This is a genomic window from Rhodococcus sp. AD45-ID (genome assembly GCF_003023755.1).
In the GTDB taxonomy this organism is placed as follows: Bacteria; Actinomycetota; Actinomycetes; order Mycobacteriales; family Mycobacteriaceae; genus Rhodococcus_F; species Rhodococcus_F globerula.
On sequence record NZ_PYHL01000001.1, the window covers coordinates 2,059,343 to 2,073,680 of the forward strand.

Annotated in this window: 15 protein-coding genes; 8 read left to right on the forward strand and 7 right to left on the reverse strand. The window is 61.8% G+C overall.

The genetic code is table 11. The features are described 5' to 3' along the window. The first annotated feature begins 25 nt into the window (after window positions 1-25). Entirely contained in the window at window positions 26-583 is a 558-nt protein-coding gene (locus C7T36_RS09255) for a TetR/AcrR family transcriptional regulator (protein WP_033236676.1), read from the forward strand. 23 nt (window positions 584-606) lie between these two features. On the opposite strand, the gene C7T36_RS09260 is transcribed toward C7T36_RS09255, so the two are convergent. Both C7T36_RS09260 and C7T36_RS09265 read right to left on the reverse strand, forming a co-directional pair. Continuing rightward, window positions 607-1,407, reverse strand: coding sequence for a carboxymuconolactone decarboxylase family protein (locus tag C7T36_RS09260; protein ID WP_239654631.1), 801 nt, complete (start codon window positions 1,405-1,407; stop codon window positions 607-609). Between the two features lie 73 nt (window positions 1,408-1,480). Further along, window positions 1,481-2,026 carry a TetR/AcrR family transcriptional regulator gene (locus tag C7T36_RS09265; RefSeq protein WP_258190597.1) on the reverse strand — a complete coding sequence of 182 codons (546 nt, stop codon included), beginning with the start codon at window positions 2,024-2,026 and terminating at the stop codon, window positions 1,481-1,483. A gap of 349 nt (window positions 2,027-2,375) precedes the next feature. On the opposite strand from C7T36_RS09265, the gene C7T36_RS09270 reads away from it, so the two are divergent. From C7T36_RS09270 to C7T36_RS09280, 3 genes are read left to right on the forward strand one after another with little or no spacing between them, the layout of a single operon-like run. Next, window positions 2,376-3,608: a cytochrome P450 gene (locus C7T36_RS09270; RefSeq protein ID WP_045064860.1), complete on the forward strand. Its 1,233-nt coding sequence runs from the start codon at window positions 2,376-2,378 to the stop codon at window positions 3,606-3,608. 27 nt (window positions 3,609-3,635) lie between these two features. Then, the gene (locus C7T36_RS09275) at window positions 3,636-4,451 is read left to right on the forward strand and encodes an SDR family oxidoreductase (protein WP_045064862.1); all 816 of its coding nucleotides are present in this window, start codon (window positions 3,636-3,638) and stop codon (window positions 4,449-4,451) included. Window positions 4,452-4,465: 14 nt separating this feature from the next. Beyond that, on the forward strand, window positions 4,466-5,833 hold the full coding sequence (locus C7T36_RS09280) for an aldehyde dehydrogenase family protein (protein ID WP_045064864.1): 1,368 nt from the start codon (window positions 4,466-4,468) through the stop codon (window positions 5,831-5,833). 54 nt (window positions 5,834-5,887) lie between these two features. Here the strand turns inward: C7T36_RS09280 and C7T36_RS09285 are convergent, their stop codons facing one another. Genes C7T36_RS09285 through C7T36_RS09305 form a run of 5 tightly spaced genes read right to left on the reverse strand, consistent with a single transcriptional unit; the run spans window position 5,888 to window position 10,822 of the window. Further along, complete coding sequence (locus tag C7T36_RS09285; RefSeq protein ID WP_033236672.1) at window positions 5,888-7,222, reverse strand: MFS transporter; 1,335 nt, start codon at window positions 7,220-7,222, stop codon at window positions 5,888-5,890. Between the two features lie 44 nt (window positions 7,223-7,266). Then, a complete protein-coding gene (locus C7T36_RS09290; protein ID WP_045064866.1) occupies window positions 7,267-8,724 on the reverse strand; it encodes an FAD-dependent oxidoreductase in 1,458 nt (485 codons plus the stop codon). Beyond that, complete coding sequence (locus tag C7T36_RS09295) at window positions 8,721-9,503, reverse strand: SDR family NAD(P)-dependent oxidoreductase (RefSeq protein ID WP_033236670.1); 783 nt, start codon at window positions 9,501-9,503, stop codon at window positions 8,721-8,723. The genes C7T36_RS09290 and C7T36_RS09295 overlap by 4 nt, the downstream gene beginning before the upstream one ends. Then, window positions 9,496-10,332, reverse strand: coding sequence for an SDR family NAD(P)-dependent oxidoreductase (locus C7T36_RS09300; RefSeq protein ID WP_045064868.1), 837 nt, complete (start codon window positions 10,330-10,332; stop codon window positions 9,496-9,498). Before C7T36_RS09300 ends, C7T36_RS09295 begins: the two co-directional genes overlap by 8 nt. A gap of 49 nt (window positions 10,333-10,381) precedes the next feature. After that, on the reverse strand, window positions 10,382-10,822 hold the full coding sequence (locus C7T36_RS09305; protein ID WP_045064870.1) for a nuclear transport factor 2 family protein: 441 nt from the start codon (window positions 10,820-10,822) through the stop codon (window positions 10,382-10,384). Window positions 10,823-10,964: 142 nt separating this feature from the next. Here C7T36_RS09305 and C7T36_RS09310 point away from each other — a divergent pair, with 142 nt between their 5' ends. The 4 genes from C7T36_RS09310 (at window position 10,965) to C7T36_RS09325 (ending at window position 14,309) form a co-directional block, all read left to right on the forward strand. Then, on the forward strand, window positions 10,965-11,687 hold the full coding sequence (locus C7T36_RS09310) for an IclR family transcriptional regulator (RefSeq protein ID WP_045064872.1): 723 nt from the start codon (window positions 10,965-10,967) through the stop codon (window positions 11,685-11,687). Between the two features lie 100 nt (window positions 11,688-11,787). Beyond that, a complete protein-coding gene (locus tag C7T36_RS09315; RefSeq protein ID WP_033236667.1) occupies window positions 11,788-12,753 on the forward strand; it encodes a pirin family protein in 966 nt (321 codons plus the stop codon). Between the two features lies 1 nt (window position 12,754). Then, on the forward strand, window positions 12,755-13,516 hold the full coding sequence (locus C7T36_RS09320) for a pirin-like bicupin family protein (protein ID WP_045064874.1): 762 nt from the start codon (window positions 12,755-12,757) through the stop codon (window positions 13,514-13,516). Between the two features lie 28 nt (window positions 13,517-13,544). Beyond that, window positions 13,545-14,309, forward strand: coding sequence for a pirin-like bicupin family protein (locus tag C7T36_RS09325; RefSeq protein WP_045064876.1), 765 nt, complete (start codon window positions 13,545-13,547; stop codon window positions 14,307-14,309). Window positions 14,310-14,338: the final 29 nt, after the last annotated feature.

The following is a 14,338-nucleotide window of genomic DNA, read 5'->3' on the forward strand; positions in this document are numbered from 1 at the left end:
CTGCCCTACAAGGGAAGATGGAGCCATGAGAACCCCGGTCACCCGCGAACGTGTCATCTCGGCCGCAGCCGAACTTGTGGACAGCAAAGGCCCGGACGCACTGGTTCTCAGCCAACTCGCCGACACCCTCGACGTGCGGCAATCAGCTCTCTACAAGCACGTTGACGGCGTCGACGACGTCCAACACCAGCTCAGCCTCCTCGCCCGGAAACTGCTCGCCCAGCACCTCCGCGACGCCGCAGTCGGCCTCTCCCGCGACGACGCCGTCGTGGCTCTCGCCGACGCGTGGCGAGAATTTGTTCGCATCCACCCCGGGCTGTACGCGATCACCGACCGCTACCCGACAGCCCCACACGCAGACCTCGTCGCAGCGGTCGGAGAAGTTGTCGACGTCATCAACCGAGTCATTGCCGGATACGGCCTCGGTGAAGACGACTCGGAGCAGGCAGCGTGGTCGTTGCGAAGCGCACTGCACGGCTTCTGCGTGTTGGAGTCCCAAGAAGGCCACCCAGCCGGCACGGATCCCGACCGCGTTTATCGGCGCCTGGTCGAACTTCTCTGCGCCGGAATCAGTCGAATGTAGGTATGCACGAAGGGTCGTCGGAGCTAGGCACGGAAGCCCAACCCGAACGTGACCTGCCCGTCCTCGTCCACCTCGTAGATTTCCACGCCTTCATCCACGTGCGGGGCGTCCGAACCGAACGCGACAGCCACCTTCGAGCTTGCGTTTCTGGTCATATCCAGAACCAGTTCCACGGCCTCAGCCGGCGAGAAATGTTCGTGCACTTCACTGATCACGTGAGCCGGGATGTAGCCGGGTTGCCACACCATCGCGTCAGCCAGCGCCAAAGCCGCCTTGTGGCGATCCGACAACCCGCTGCCCTGGTAGTTGTCGACCTCGTCGAAGAGGGCTTCGTCGGCACCGGCCTCGAGCGCAGAACTCATTCGCAGGGACTTGCACAATCTGCAATTGTGTTGGCGAGCTTGGCGCAGCCGCACAAGTTCGGTGGTGACCGGATCGAGAACCCGCAACCGCGCCACGCTGCGCGAGAATTCTGCACTGTCCACCGACAGTTCTGTTTCGCGCCAGTCCTGCGGTGGCGGCCATTGCATTGTCGACGGCCTGAACAGCAGATCCAATGCATGCAGTAGCCGCGGAAACCAGTCCGCCGCATACACCGCAAACACGAATTCCTTGGCCTGCGATCCCAGTTCGTTCAACAACGCGCCGCGCAGACTGCTGTCGACATTCGACACGTCGATGCTGAACTGCTCGGCAAAATCGTGCGCTACCGATTCCTGGGCGAAGTCAGTCGACGGCGGCAACGGCAAGGCAGACAGCGACAAAGCCTCGGCGCAGGTCGAGCGCACCTGCGCGTCGAGCACACCGCTACTGCTAAAGATCATGCGGTACAGCACTTCTGATACTTCCGGCGCGTATCGGGACAGCGCTTCTCCAGCGTCGATGCCAGTTGACTTGCTATACACGTCCATAAATCGACCCCATCCAGACCGCGCACAGTGCCTGCGTTGCCGCAGCCACATCAGCAGCCTTTTGATCACCGATCCAGTAGCGATCGCCCATGCGGGCAATGCTTTCCAACAGAACAAGCGCAAGCATCCGACTGTCGGCACCGACAGGCGCGCGGCCGGATTCCCGCTCCGAATCGATCACTGCCGCAACAGGTTCGACAAACCCTTCCAACCCACGGTTCCACAGGTCGTCCACCCCGGGGTCCGATGATCTGGCGTCGCGCATTGCCCGGAACAAATGTGGGTGGCGCATCCAGGTATCACGAACCGCACCGATCATCTGCCCGACTTGCCGCGCGGGATCATCAGTCCCGCCCGAATAGATTGCCGACGCTGCTGCAACCTCTTCGTCCACCGCTTTGCTGAGTTCGCTGACTGCCGCAGCTTTGTTGTCGAAATAGAAGTAGAAGGCCGAACGGGTTACCCCGGCAGCCTTGGAAATATCGCGGACATTCAGTTCATGGAGAGTTGTTGTCTCCAAAAGGTTTTCCAAGGCACGCAGAATCGACTCACGCCGAAGTTCACCTTTATCCGACCTTCCGGCATCAACACCGTCTCGCACAGCCGATTCCACAATCCACCTTCACGTCGATCAGTTTGTGAGCCGAACCACATCGTATGGAAGTTTTTGACACGTGTCAATAGTGCCGAGCCCAGCGCATTCAAGCACCGGACAGGCTCAGTCCCACTCACCGGGACCGGCGTTATCGCACCCACGTCAAATCCTGTTGCCTCTCCATCATTCGCAATCACAGACCTGCAATCCTGCAGTGCACCTGGTGATTTCATCCCCCACTGCCTTTCAAGTGGCGCACAAATCTCACCCAGACAAAGGATTCACCATGACGAGTACCGTCCCGTCCGTCACCGAACACCCGAGCGCGCCCTTCCCCTGGCCTCGCCCTCCGATCGACCCGCCGGCCGAGTACCAGTGGTTGCGTGAGAACGCCCCCGTCACGCGAGTCGAGATCTTCGGCGGCGAATATGCGTGGCTCGTAACCCGTTACGACGACGTACGCTCGATCCTGTCCGATCCGCGAGTCAGCGCCGACAGCCGCAATCCCGGATATCCCCGATTCGGCGCACCACCCGAACCCGAAGACCAGCGACTTTTCTTGCGGATGGACGGCGCCGAGCACGAGATCTTCCGCAACCTGCTGGCCAAGAACTTCACGCTCACCGCGATGAAGAAGATCCGTCCGGCGCTGCAAGAACTCGTCGACACCACCATCGACGCGATGCTGGCCACTCCCGAAGGCCAGACCGACTTCGTGAAGGCCGTTGCGCTCCCCATCCCCAGCACGGTTCTGAGCTGGATTCTGGGCGTGCACGCCGAGGACCGCGCATTCTTCAACAAGGCCGCCGACGAGGCTCTGATGGCCAATGACCTCACGAACCCCGACGCGATGGGCCGAGCCATTGCAGCCATGAACGATCTACGCGGATATATCCGCAAGATCGCGAACGAACGAGCAGCACTTGATGATCCGGGTGACGACATCATCGGTCAGCTCGTGGCCGCCGAACGGGCAGGCACCATCACGATGATGGACGTCGAGAACTCCGGATTCCTCCTCATCATCGCCGGGCATGACACCACCACCAACATGACCGCCCTTGGCATGTACACCTTGCTGCAGCACCCTGAGCAGTGGGCGCAGATGCAGGAGAACCCGGCGCTGGTTCGCAATGCCGTCGAAGAACTGCTGCGCTACCTGACCGTCGTCCATCTTGTCATCCTCCGATCCTCGACCGAGGACATCGAAATCGGTGGCGTCACCATTCCCGCCGGCGAAGCCATCATCCCGCTCAACCTGTCGGCCAACCGCGACGACGCCCACTTCCCCGGTGCAGACGCACTCGACATCCATCGAAAAGCACGTGACCACTTCGCTTTCGGCTACGGCGTTCATCAGTGCATCGGTCAGGCCCTGGCTCGTCTCGAACTACAGATCATCTTCGAAACCCTGGCCCGCCGGGTGCCGACGCTGAAACTGGCCGCTCCGCCCGAAGAACTGCAGTTCAAAGTGTGGTCCGGGATCAACGGAGTCTTCTCACTTCCCGTCACCTGGTAGCCACCCCTTACGTCAGGAGCATCAATCATGATCAGTTTCACCGGCAAAACCGTTGTCCTCACCGGATGTTCGTCCGGAATCGGAGCCGAGGCCGCCACCAAACTTGCCGCTCTCGGCGCCCGCGTGATCGGTGTCGACCGAGTTGCCTCGACCGACAACTCGATCGCCCAGATGATTGTCGGCGACCTCTCCACCCAGTCGGGTGTCGCTGACATCGCCGCGCAGATCGACGGCCCCGTCGATGTGCTGATCAACAACGCCGGCGTCGCGGCAACACTGCCGTGGCGAACCGTCATGTCGATCAACGCGCTCGCCCCGCGCGATCTCACTCGCCTTCTCCTGCCGAAATTTGCCGTCGACCCGGCGGTAGTCACGACCGCGTCACAGGCAGGTTTTCTGTGGCAGCAGAACTTTGCCCGGCTCAATGCCTTTCTCGCCATCGATAATTGGGACGACGCCCTCGAATCTCTCGCAGACTTCCCCGGTATCGAGGAGGTCTGCTACAACCTCTCCAAGGAAGCCGCCATCATCAATGCGGGCAACCTGGCCGTCGACGGCAAGCACATCGGACTACGTTCCAACTCTGTCTCCCCCGGCACAGTCGGCACGCCGCTCCTGAAGGACTTCACGGCCACCATGGGTGACGCCGCCATCTCCGGTGCCGTCACCTGGGCGGGCCGTCATGCCCAGCCAGGCGAGATCGCCGACGCCATCATCTTCCTCGCCTCCACAGACGCGGCCTGGATCAGCGGAGCAGACATCCCGATCGACGGCGGATTCAGCGCCATGATCTTCCGTTCGTACATCGCGCCGGCCATGGCCGCGATGGCGACCAGCGCCTAGTCAGGAGAACCACTATGAGCACCGACAACGAACTGATCTCGATCAATCCGGCGACTCTCGAGGAAGTGGGGCGCACCGCCGTCACCACGCCGGCCGAACTCGATGCGAAAGCTGTTGCCGCCCAGTCCGCATTCCAGTCCTGGCGAACGTCGCGGAGCACCCGGCAGGGTCTACTCGCTGCCTGTTCCTACGAATTGATGAGGCAGTCCCCGGCGATCTCCGCCCTACTCACCGCGGAACAGGGTAAGTCGCTCACCGATTCGAGCGGCGAAGTCTGGATCTCGGCCCGCTGCCTCGCACACTTCGCCCGCCTCGACTGGGCGGACGAATCGCAAGCCCCGGCATCGCCGATACGCGACGCTCGAATTCAGCACCGCCCGTTGGGCGTCGTTGCGGCTATCGTGCCGTGGAACTTCCCGATCTTCCTCATGATGGCCAAGATTGCGCCCGCACTGGCCGCAGGAAACACAGTCCTGGTCAAACCTGCCGAGTCGGTGTCGCTGGTAGTCGGTGAGGTTGTCCGCATCCTGCAAAGCATTCTTCCCGAGGGCGTACTCGACATCGTCTACGGCGGACCGGATACCGGCAAGGCGTTGATCGAACACGCTGCCGTGCGCAAGGTCTCGTTCACCGGTTCAACGGGGGTTGGCAAGGCGATCATGAAGCAGGCCGCCGAAACGATCACGCCGGTCACCCTCGAGCTTGGTGGCAACGATCCCGCGATCCTCCTCGACAGCGCAGATATCAATTACGCCGCAGAATTTTTGGCGCACTCCGCCTTCTTCAACAGCGGGCAGATGTGCATCGCCCCCAAGCGCGCGTACGTGCCCGCCGACAAGGTCGACGCCTTCTGCGCCACGTTCGAAGCGGTCATGTCGACAATGGTGGTGGGCGACGGGGCCGCAGCCGGCACCACGGTCGGTCCCCTGCACAATTCTGCGCAACTCGAGTACGTGCAGGGCCTGCTCGACAAGGCCAGAGCTGACGGCGCAGCCATCACCGGTGGAAATCGAATCACCACTCTGCCCGGGTATTTCATGGAACCCGCTTTGGTGCGCGGTGTGGACGACTCCAGCGACATCGTCAAGTTCGAGCAGTTCGGTTTGGCATTCCCCGTCGTCGCCTACACCAACGTCGACGACGTTGTCTCCCTCCTGAACAGTCAGGAGTTCGGACTCGGTGCATCTGTCTGGGGAGAACAAGCTGCCGCAGTCGAGGTCGCCGAACAGATCGATGCCGGTCAGGTGTGGGTCAATACCCACAATGCCCTCGAAGTCGAACTTCCCTTCGGCGGAGTGAAGAGCAGTGGCTTCGGCCGGGAAGGTGGCGAAGCCGGTGTCCACGATTTCCTGGAGACCCGCGTGGTGAGTGTAAAGCTGTAACGCACTGTGCGCCTTTGTCAACCGCCCGCGGTTAACAAAGGCGCACAGCAGGGCTCAGTCGATCTGCAGCGCGACGCCTTTGGTTTCCTTCACGAAGAACACCGTGACAAATGTGATCAGGGCGCAGAACACGAAGTAGCCGGCCGGAGCCAGATTGTTGTCGGTCACGCTGATCAGGTACGTCGCGATGAACGGTGCGGTACCACCGAGAAGCATGTTGGTGACGTTGTTACCCAAGGCGAGGCCGCTGTATCGCACTGATGCCTTGAGCATCTCGACGTACGTCACGTACGACGCACCGTTGACTACGGAGACGCAGATGAACAGAACCGACTGACCGGCCACTGCAGCCCACGTGCCCGAACTCGCCATCAGCATGAACATCGGGACGCCCAGGACCACCGACGCGGCACTACCGGCAAACAGCACCGGACGACGTCCGTACTTGTCGGCCATGTAACCCGCGATGGGGAGTGTGATCACGCCGAGCACCAGGGCGAGCGACGTGGACAGGAATGCAACCTGCTTGGAGTGTCCGCCGGCAGTCTGGAGGTACGTCGCGGCGTACACCGAAGCGATGTAGTAGCCGCCGGTGATGAGCGCTCCGAGAAGGATGATCTTGACGACGCTGCCACCTGAACTGCGCAGCAGTTCCTTGATCGGGAGGGACTCGGTCTCACCCTTTTCCTGGAGCTCCTCGAACTGCGGGGTGTCTTCCATCTGGCTACGGATCCAGATACCGATACCACCGATCAGCAGGCTGAGCAGGAACGGCAGACGCCATGCCCATTCGAGGACCTGTTCTTCGGAGAACACCGACGTGAGGCCGAGTGCGATCAGCGAAGCCGCGAGAGAGCCCAGGTAGGTTCCGGTGTTGACCATCGACGTCTGGGTCGCACGCCACCGCGCCGGAGCGGACTCGGAGACAAATGCGTTGGCACCGCCGAGCTCACCGCCGGCTGCGAAGCCTTGAAGGCAACGAGCCAACACCAGGATCGATGTCGCCCACATGCCCAACGTGGCATAGGTCGGTAGCAGACCCATACCGGCGGTGGCGATAACCATCAGCAAGATGGTCCACGACAGCGCGTTCTTACGGCCGTACCGGTCGCCGATATGACCGAAGAAGATTCCGCCGGGAACACGGAGGAAGAAGGCCACGGCAAACGCCGCGAAAGTACCGAGCAGCGCTGCATTCGGATCGGAGGACACGAAGAACAGCGCGGCGATGGTGGTCGCCATGTATCCGTAGATACCGAAGTCGTAGTACTCGACGACGGTACCGACGATGGCCGCGCGAATCACCTTGACGGTGGACTGGCGTTCGGCTGGAGTGCCACTGTCTTCGACGCCGCCCTCGGCGCGCGCCATGGTCTCATTCTCTGACATGTTGGTCCCTACTGACTGAAGTCGTGCAGCGCAAACGATAGACGTCAGGCGTGCGCAATGGAATTGACCGGTACGCCCGCGGCGTCGGTCTTCGTGAAACTCGCCGCATTGCGTCCCGCAATACGACCCATGGTCAGAGCGTTTGCAACCGCGTTGCCACCGCCCACGTAGCGCAGTCCCAGAATGCCGGCACCGGCCTCGCCGGCGGCGTAAAGTCCCTCGATCGGAACACCGGTTTTTCCGAGAACTGCTGCACTGCTGTTGATTTCCAGACCGGCGTGTGTGCACACCAGTTCGGCGGGAAGGATCTTTGCCGCGTAGAACGGTGCGGTGCCGATCCGGTCCGGATTGCCGACCGCACCTTTGTTTCGCAACGTGCGGTGACGCAGGAAGTCGTCGTCGTATCCGTTGGGCAATTGCTCGTTCCAACGATCTACCGTTGCCGTCAATGTCTGCGCCGGAACGCCGATCAGTTCGGCGAGTTCCTCGACCGTGTCGGCTCGAAGTGTGCGACCGGCAGCAGCTTCTTCGGCGACACGCTCGGGGTTCCAGTCTGCATAACCGGGAGTCTGATTCACTCGGGCGTCCTCGTCGAAGATCATCCAGCCGTAGCCGCCCTGCTGGTCGATGATGCCCGTCGAGACCGCGTACGACGCGTCCTCGTCCATAAAACGCCGACCGTTCTGATTGACGTTGACGCGGGACTTCGGCGGAAACCCGGACTGCCAGTGATGGAACCGCTGGAAGTAGACGGTCGGCATGATGAGGCCCCAGCCGTCGCCGGCAACCGACGCGCCGAGATCCTCGGCGAACCGCAGGTGGTCGCCGCGGCTGCCGTCGGCGGCAACGACGAACAACGATTCTTCAGCTTTGTTGGCGTCAGGGAAGTAGCGATCGACCAGAGCCGGATCCTGAGCGAAGCCACCGGATGCAACGACGACGGCACCCGCAGGAACCTCGATGTCGTCGGCGACCACGCCGACAACCCGACCGTCTTCCTCGATCAGCTTCTGCACCCGCGTGCCGAAGATAACTTCGATGCCGTGCTTGCGCCGAGCCTTGTCCAGTACCTGAATCAGACCGTATCCCTGGTCTTTCGGAACGTGGCCACGCCAGACATCTTCGACTCCGGCCTGTGCCAGCCCCGGCTGATGGGCGTTACCCGAGATCGCGGCCGGGATCTCGACGCCGAGGCCGATCAGCCACTCGAGCGTCGGTGCGGCGTTCTCGCAGAACGCACGAATCAATCCGGGTGCAAGCACCCACTGGTTGAGATCCATGTAGTGCTGGAAGAACTTCTCCGCGGTGTCGTCGATACCCAGGCCGGACTGCACGCTGGTGCCGGCAGCCGTGAAGATGCCGGCGGAAAGTGCTGTGGAGCCGCCAAGTTCGGTCTCGGACTCGAACAGCAGCACGGAAGCGCCCTCTTCGGCTGCCGATACCGCAGCTGCGAGTCCCGCTCCGCCGCCGCCGATGACAACAACATCCCAGTGATCACTCACGAAAGTTCTCCAGTCTCCGCAATGATGCGGTGGTACAAGCCGTTCGAGACCAGTCCGCCGTCCACAGTGATTTCGGTTCCACTCGTGTAGGTCGACTTGTCGGACAGCAGGAACAGAACGGCCTCGGTGATCTCGTCCAGAGTTGCCATGCGCCCGAAGGGAACCGACTTCAGTGACGCGGCAACAAAATCGCTTGCTCCACCGAGCAAGTCCGTACCGACCAGACCCGGGTGCACCGAGTTGACACGAATTCCCCACTGCGCAAAGTTGCCTGCCGCTGATTTCGACAGCCCGGTCAGGCCCCATTTGCTCGAGGAGTAGGCCGGTGAGAAGTATCCGACCTGACCGGCGATGGACGAGATGTTGACGATGGATCCGCCTCCGCTCTCCTGCATCAACGGAGCCACCGCCTTCATGCCGTAAAACGGCCCGAAGAGGTTGATCTTCATGGTCAGTTCCCAGATGTCATCAGGGGTGTCCATGAATTCGAGCCGCCGAGAGATACCGGCATTATTGATCAGCCCGCCCAGTTCACCGTGCGCAGAGCGGATTTCGTCGACAACTCGCGCCCACGCGGAGGGGTCGGTGACATCGAGCGAATGCGCGGACGCCGAACCTCCGCCTGAGATGATCTCCTCGACCAGAGCGGAGGAATCCGCCACATCCGCGATGCACACGTGGGAACCACGAGCCGCCAGCGTGCGCGAGTGGTGTGCTCCCATTCCCCCGGCACCACCCGTAACCAGAACGACACCAGGATAATTCGTGCGATCAGACATGTCGCGAACCGCCGTCGACGGCAATGCTGTGACCGGTGACGTAACGCGCGCTGTCCGAGAGCAGGAACAGCACCGGGCCGAAGACCTCTTCCGGGGAACCCAACCGGTGCAGCGGAACAGCGTCGAGAGCCTTGGCCAATGCGGCCGGATCTTCCTGGACCCATTTGGTCATGGCGGTGTCGATGTACCCGGGCGCTATGGAGTTGACACGAAGTCCCTTGTCGCCGAATTCGACTGCGAGAGATTCGGTGAGGTGCGCGACGGCTGCCTTCGACGTGCAATACGCACCACGGCCCTTACGGACGCGCAGAGCGGACACCGAGGACATGTTCACGATGGCACCACCGGGCTTCATGTGGCGAGCGGCGGCCTGAGCGCCGTACAGGACGCCTTCGACGTTGACGCTCAACGTCGCACCGATCTGCTCGGGTGTGATCTCCTCGGCCAGCGCAAACGGGAAGATACCGGCGTTGTTGATCCAGAAGTCGACCTGTCCGAACTCCGCGAGTGCCAGCTTGGCCAGCGTCTCGTGATCGTCGGGCTTGGTGACGTCGACGCGGGCACCGATCACACGGCCGGGCTTGTCCGCCAAGGAGTTTGCACTCAGGGCAGCATTGATTGTCTGGGCAGTTTCCCGCATCTGCTCTTCGTTGATGTCTGCACCGACTACGTTGACTCCGCGTGACGCCAGACCTTCCGCGAACGTTGCCCCCATTCCCTGGGCAGCGCCGGTCACTACGGCAACCTTGCCTGCCAACTCCGGGTACACCGCCGACATTTGCGTGGCAACGGTGCGGCCCGGGTTCGTCTGATCGGCGTTAACGGTCATGATATTTGATCTCCTACTGAATTCTGTTGTGCACAAACGTGAAAGACGGTTAGGGATTGCGTGGCGCGTCGTCGCGGGACACGATGCGGCGGGCAATCTTCCACTCGTCACCGACTCGAATCACTCGATCCGTGATCGTTGTCATCCGAACCAATCGCGTGTCCCCACCGCGCTTGGTCGCGACGATCTGCAGATAGCCGCGCACCGTCAACTCGGCTTCGACTGCCGTTTCTACCAACAAGTTGGTGATCACGTGCCGATGAACCTCGTCCGCCGCTTCGGCTCCGGAGTAGAACCGGCCGGCAAAAGCTTCGAGATCCGAAGAACCGACTACCGGTTCCGGATAGCTGGGCGAATGGAACTCACCGTCAGTCGTAAATGTTGCCGCCCAATCCCGTTGACGCCCGGAGTCGATGAGATGACTCTGCAATGCATACAACTGGTGGATTGCGGCAACGTCGCCGGCCGCCACTCCGCGGTAGTCAGTCATGAGGATGTTCCCTCCGGAAAACACTGCGCTGGACTCCCCTGAAGGGTTGCCCACCTGTCGAATGTGTGCGATAATCGCACAGGCCGTGCGATATGAACAAAGCGTAGGTGGCCCACCTCACAAACGTCAAGGAGCGAACTCGATGCGCGAACTCAGTGATGACCATCGACCCCGAATAAGTCCAGTTCAAGTGGACTCCGGCATGTCGAAAACTCTCCATCACGGACTCGAGATTCTGGAGCTCCTCACCTCCTATCCGCACGGGTTGTCGGTCACAGACATTGCCGACGGCATCGGAGTTCACCGGACGGTCGCGCACCGACTCATCCGGACTCTCGAGGCACATCACTTGTGCCGCAAGGACACTTTCAAACGCGTCACACTCGGCGCAGGACTGGTCACCCTCGCCGAACCGGTGGAGCAGGATTTACGAACCCTCGCCCGCCCGATCCTCGAAGAACTTGCCGACGCCACCGAAGCGACGGCCCACCTCGTGGTCCGCGAGAGCGAGACCGAAGTTCGCGCACTGATGGTCGTCGAGCCACGCAGCGCCCGAATGCACGTCGCCTTCCGTCCCGGCCAGGTCGATCCGATCGACCGCGGCTCCGCCGGCCTGTCCATGCTGGCCTCACTCCCACCCGTCGACGGTGAACGAGACGAAGTGCGTATTGCCCGTGCGCGCGGTTACGCGTCGACGATCGGCGAGATCACCCCTTCCGTCCACGGCATATCGGCGGCAGTTCCCGGACGCCGCGGCGACGCCATCACCAGTATCGGAATCTCCGCTTTCCACGCCGATGACCAAGACGCACTCGGCGCGGAGGTTATCGCCGCCGCACAAAAACTGGGAAGCTTGTTGCGCTGATCGCCGCAATGTCGAGCCTCGGGAATATCGCAGGCTCGACATTGTTGAGTCAGCATGAGATAGTTGAACAATCAACTACCTGAGTGCAAGGAGTTACGACATGCCTGCTGTGACAGTCGAGAATATTTTGGCCCTGCCCCGGCTCGACGAGCCTGCAGCGTCCGCAGTCAGCCGTCCCGTCAAGAGCATCACCACCGCTCCCGTCGGCTACGAAGGCGAAGGCTTCCCCGTACACCGCGCATTCGCGGGCATCGATCTCTCCGCACTCGACCCGTTCATCCACATGGACCAGATGGGTGAGGTCAACTACGCCCCCGGAGAACCCAAGGGCACGCCCTGGCACCCGCACCGCGGCTTCGAAACCGTCACCTACATGATCGACGGCATCATGGAGCACCAGGACTCCAACGGCGGCGGCGGCATTATCGGCGGCGGTGACACCCAGTGGATGACCGCAGGTGGCGGCATCCTCCACATCGAGACGCCCCCGGAGCACCTCGTTGTCAGCGGCGGCCTCTTCCACGGCGTCCAACTGTGGGTGAACCTCCCCCGAGACAACAAGATGGCAGCGCCGCGGTACCAGGACATCACCGGAAACAAGGTCGCTCTGCTCTCGTCGCACGACGGCGGCGCATTGGTACGCGTCATCGCAGGCGAGATCGCCGGCCACGCCGGACCGGGATCGACGTACACGCCCATCGCGTTGTCCCACACGACCATCGCACCTGGCGCCAGCGTCACGTTGCCGTGGAACCCCGAGTTCAACGCCATCGCCTATGTTCTTGCCGGTGAGGGAACCGTCGGCGCAGAGCGTCGGCCGATCCGCGCAGGCCAGACCGCCGTGTACGGACGCGGCGACTCCATCACCATCGCCGCATCCGATCGCCAGGATTCACGGACCGAATCGCTCGAGGTCTTCATCCTCGGCGGCAAGCCGATCCGCGAGCCCATCGCCATGGCCGGACCGTTTGTCATGAACACGAAGTCCGAGGTCATGCAGGCATTCGAGGACTTCCAGGCCGGACGCCTCGGTTCCATCCCGGCAGCCCACGAAACTCTGAGCTGACATGAAATCGGTAGTAGTTCAGCGTGCGCATGAACGTGCGCACCTGAACTACGGCTGGCTCACGTCCCGTCACAGCTTCCCCTTCGCCGGAAACTTCGACCACGCCGCTTACGCGCACGGATTACTTCTGGTCAACAACGACGACATCGTCGAAGCCGGCTCCGGTTTCGACACCCATCAACACCTCGACACCGAAATCGTGACGTGGGTGCTCAGCGGTTCCCTGGTCCACCAGGATTCAGCTGGGCACACCGGCGAAATTCATCGCGGCCTCGCGCAACGAATGAGCGCCGGAACCGGGATACTGCATTCCGAGCGCAACGACACCCGGCGCGCCGACGGTACCCGCCACACAGAACCGGTCCACGTCGTCCAAATGTGGATTCCACCAGACGAATCCGGGATCACTCCGAGCTATCAGGAACTCGACGTCAATACCGAACTCGACGCCGGTGGCCTGATCACCTTGGCGTCGGGAATGCCCGCGCATCGTGATCACAGCGCGATCACGCTTCACAACAAGTTTGCGGCGCTGCACGTTGCACGCCTCGACATCGGTCAGACGATAACCCTGCCGGACGCCCCGTATGTTCACGCCTACATCCCGCAGGGCTCCGTCACAGTCGAGGGCGTCGACACTCTCTCGACCGGAGATTCGTTGCGACTCAAGGAAACCGGCGGACATCGAGTCACCGCCGCGGAACCCGCAGAAGTTCTGATCTGGGAGATGCACGCCGGACTGCGGCCCCATCTCGTACGCTGAAAGCATTCGGCCCCAAAGGAGGAACGCCATGTCGGCGCTCACAACCCCGCACATCGACGTCCACCGCAGCGGTGATCGCCTGAAATCCCGCATCTCCTGGCTTGATTCGAAGCATTCCTTCTCGTTCGGGCAGCACTACGACCCCGACAACACTCACCACGGCCTGCTCCTCGTCAACAACGACGACACCGTGCTCGCGGGTACCGGATTCGACACCCATCCGCACAAGGACATGGAAATCGTTACCTGGGTGCTGCGCGGTTCGCTCGTTCACCAAGACTCCATCGGGCACTCCGGTGTCATCTATCCCGGACTCGCGCAACGGATGAGCGCAGGCACCGGGATCATGCACAGCGAGAAGAACGACTCGTGGCGTCTGGGCGGCCAAGAGCACTCCGATCCGGTGCACTTCATCCAGATGTGGGTTGCGCCCGACGAGGGTGGACTGACTCCCGGATACGAACAACTCGAAATCGACGACGAACTCCTACGCGGCGGACTCATACCCGTCGCCTCCGGAATGGATCGCTACAAAGATCATTCGGCCATCCGCATCAACAACAAGTACGCGGCACTGCATGTGGCGCGGATTCTCCCCGGCACAAGTGTGACCCTGCCGAACGCCCCGTTCCTCCACGTTTTCGTGGCCGAAGGGACCGCAGATATGGAGGGCACCGGCACCCTCTACGAAGGTGATGCCGTACGCATGAGCGACTCCGGCGGACAACTCGTCACCTCCGAAACCGGTGCCGAAGTGCTGGTCTGGGAAATGCACGCACGTATCGGTGGCTGAGACCCGGCGACCGGTCCCATCTCCGGTAC

What these genes read in the sequence shown, in the direction of transcription:
- C7T36_RS09275 (WP_045064862.1), top strand. Translation starts at nt 3,636, where the DNA reads ATGATCAGTTTCACCGGCAAAACCGTTGTCCTCACCGGATGTTCGTCC.
- C7T36_RS09270 (WP_045064860.1), top strand. Translation starts at nt 2,376, where the DNA reads ATGACGAGTACCGTCCCGTCCGTCACCGAACACCCGAGCGCGCCCTTC.
- C7T36_RS09285 (WP_033236672.1), bottom strand. Translation starts at nt 7,222, where the DNA reads ATGTCAGAGAATGAGACCATGGCGCGCGCCGAGGGCGGCGTCGAAGAC.
- C7T36_RS09260 (WP_239654631.1), bottom strand. Translation starts at nt 1,407, where the DNA reads ATGATCTTTAGCAGTAGCGGTGTGCTCGACGCGCAGGTGCGCTCGACC.
- C7T36_RS09320 (WP_045064874.1), top strand. Translation starts at nt 12,755, where the DNA reads ATGAAATCGGTAGTAGTTCAGCGTGCGCATGAACGTGCGCACCTGAAC.
- C7T36_RS09280 (WP_045064864.1), top strand. Translation starts at nt 4,466, where the DNA reads ATGAGCACCGACAACGAACTGATCTCGATCAATCCGGCGACTCTCGAG.
- C7T36_RS09305 (WP_045064870.1), bottom strand. Translation starts at nt 10,822, where the DNA reads ATGACTGACTACCGCGGAGTGGCGGCCGGCGACGTTGCCGCAATCCAC.
- C7T36_RS09300 (WP_045064868.1), bottom strand. Translation starts at nt 10,332, where the DNA reads ATGACCGTTAACGCCGATCAGACGAACCCGGGCCGCACCGTTGCCACG.
- C7T36_RS09325 (WP_045064876.1), top strand. Translation starts at nt 13,545, where the DNA reads ATGTCGGCGCTCACAACCCCGCACATCGACGTCCACCGCAGCGGTGAT.
- C7T36_RS09315 (WP_033236667.1), top strand. Translation starts at nt 11,788, where the DNA reads ATGCCTGCTGTGACAGTCGAGAATATTTTGGCCCTGCCCCGGCTCGAC.
- C7T36_RS09295 (WP_033236670.1), bottom strand. Translation starts at nt 9,503, where the DNA reads ATGTCTGATCGCACGAATTATCCTGGTGTCGTTCTGGTTACGGGTGGT.
- C7T36_RS09310 (WP_045064872.1), top strand. Translation starts at nt 10,965, where the DNA reads ATGCGCGAACTCAGTGATGACCATCGACCCCGAATAAGTCCAGTTCAA.
- C7T36_RS09255 (WP_033236676.1), top strand. Translation starts at nt 26, where the DNA reads ATGAGAACCCCGGTCACCCGCGAACGTGTCATCTCGGCCGCAGCCGAA.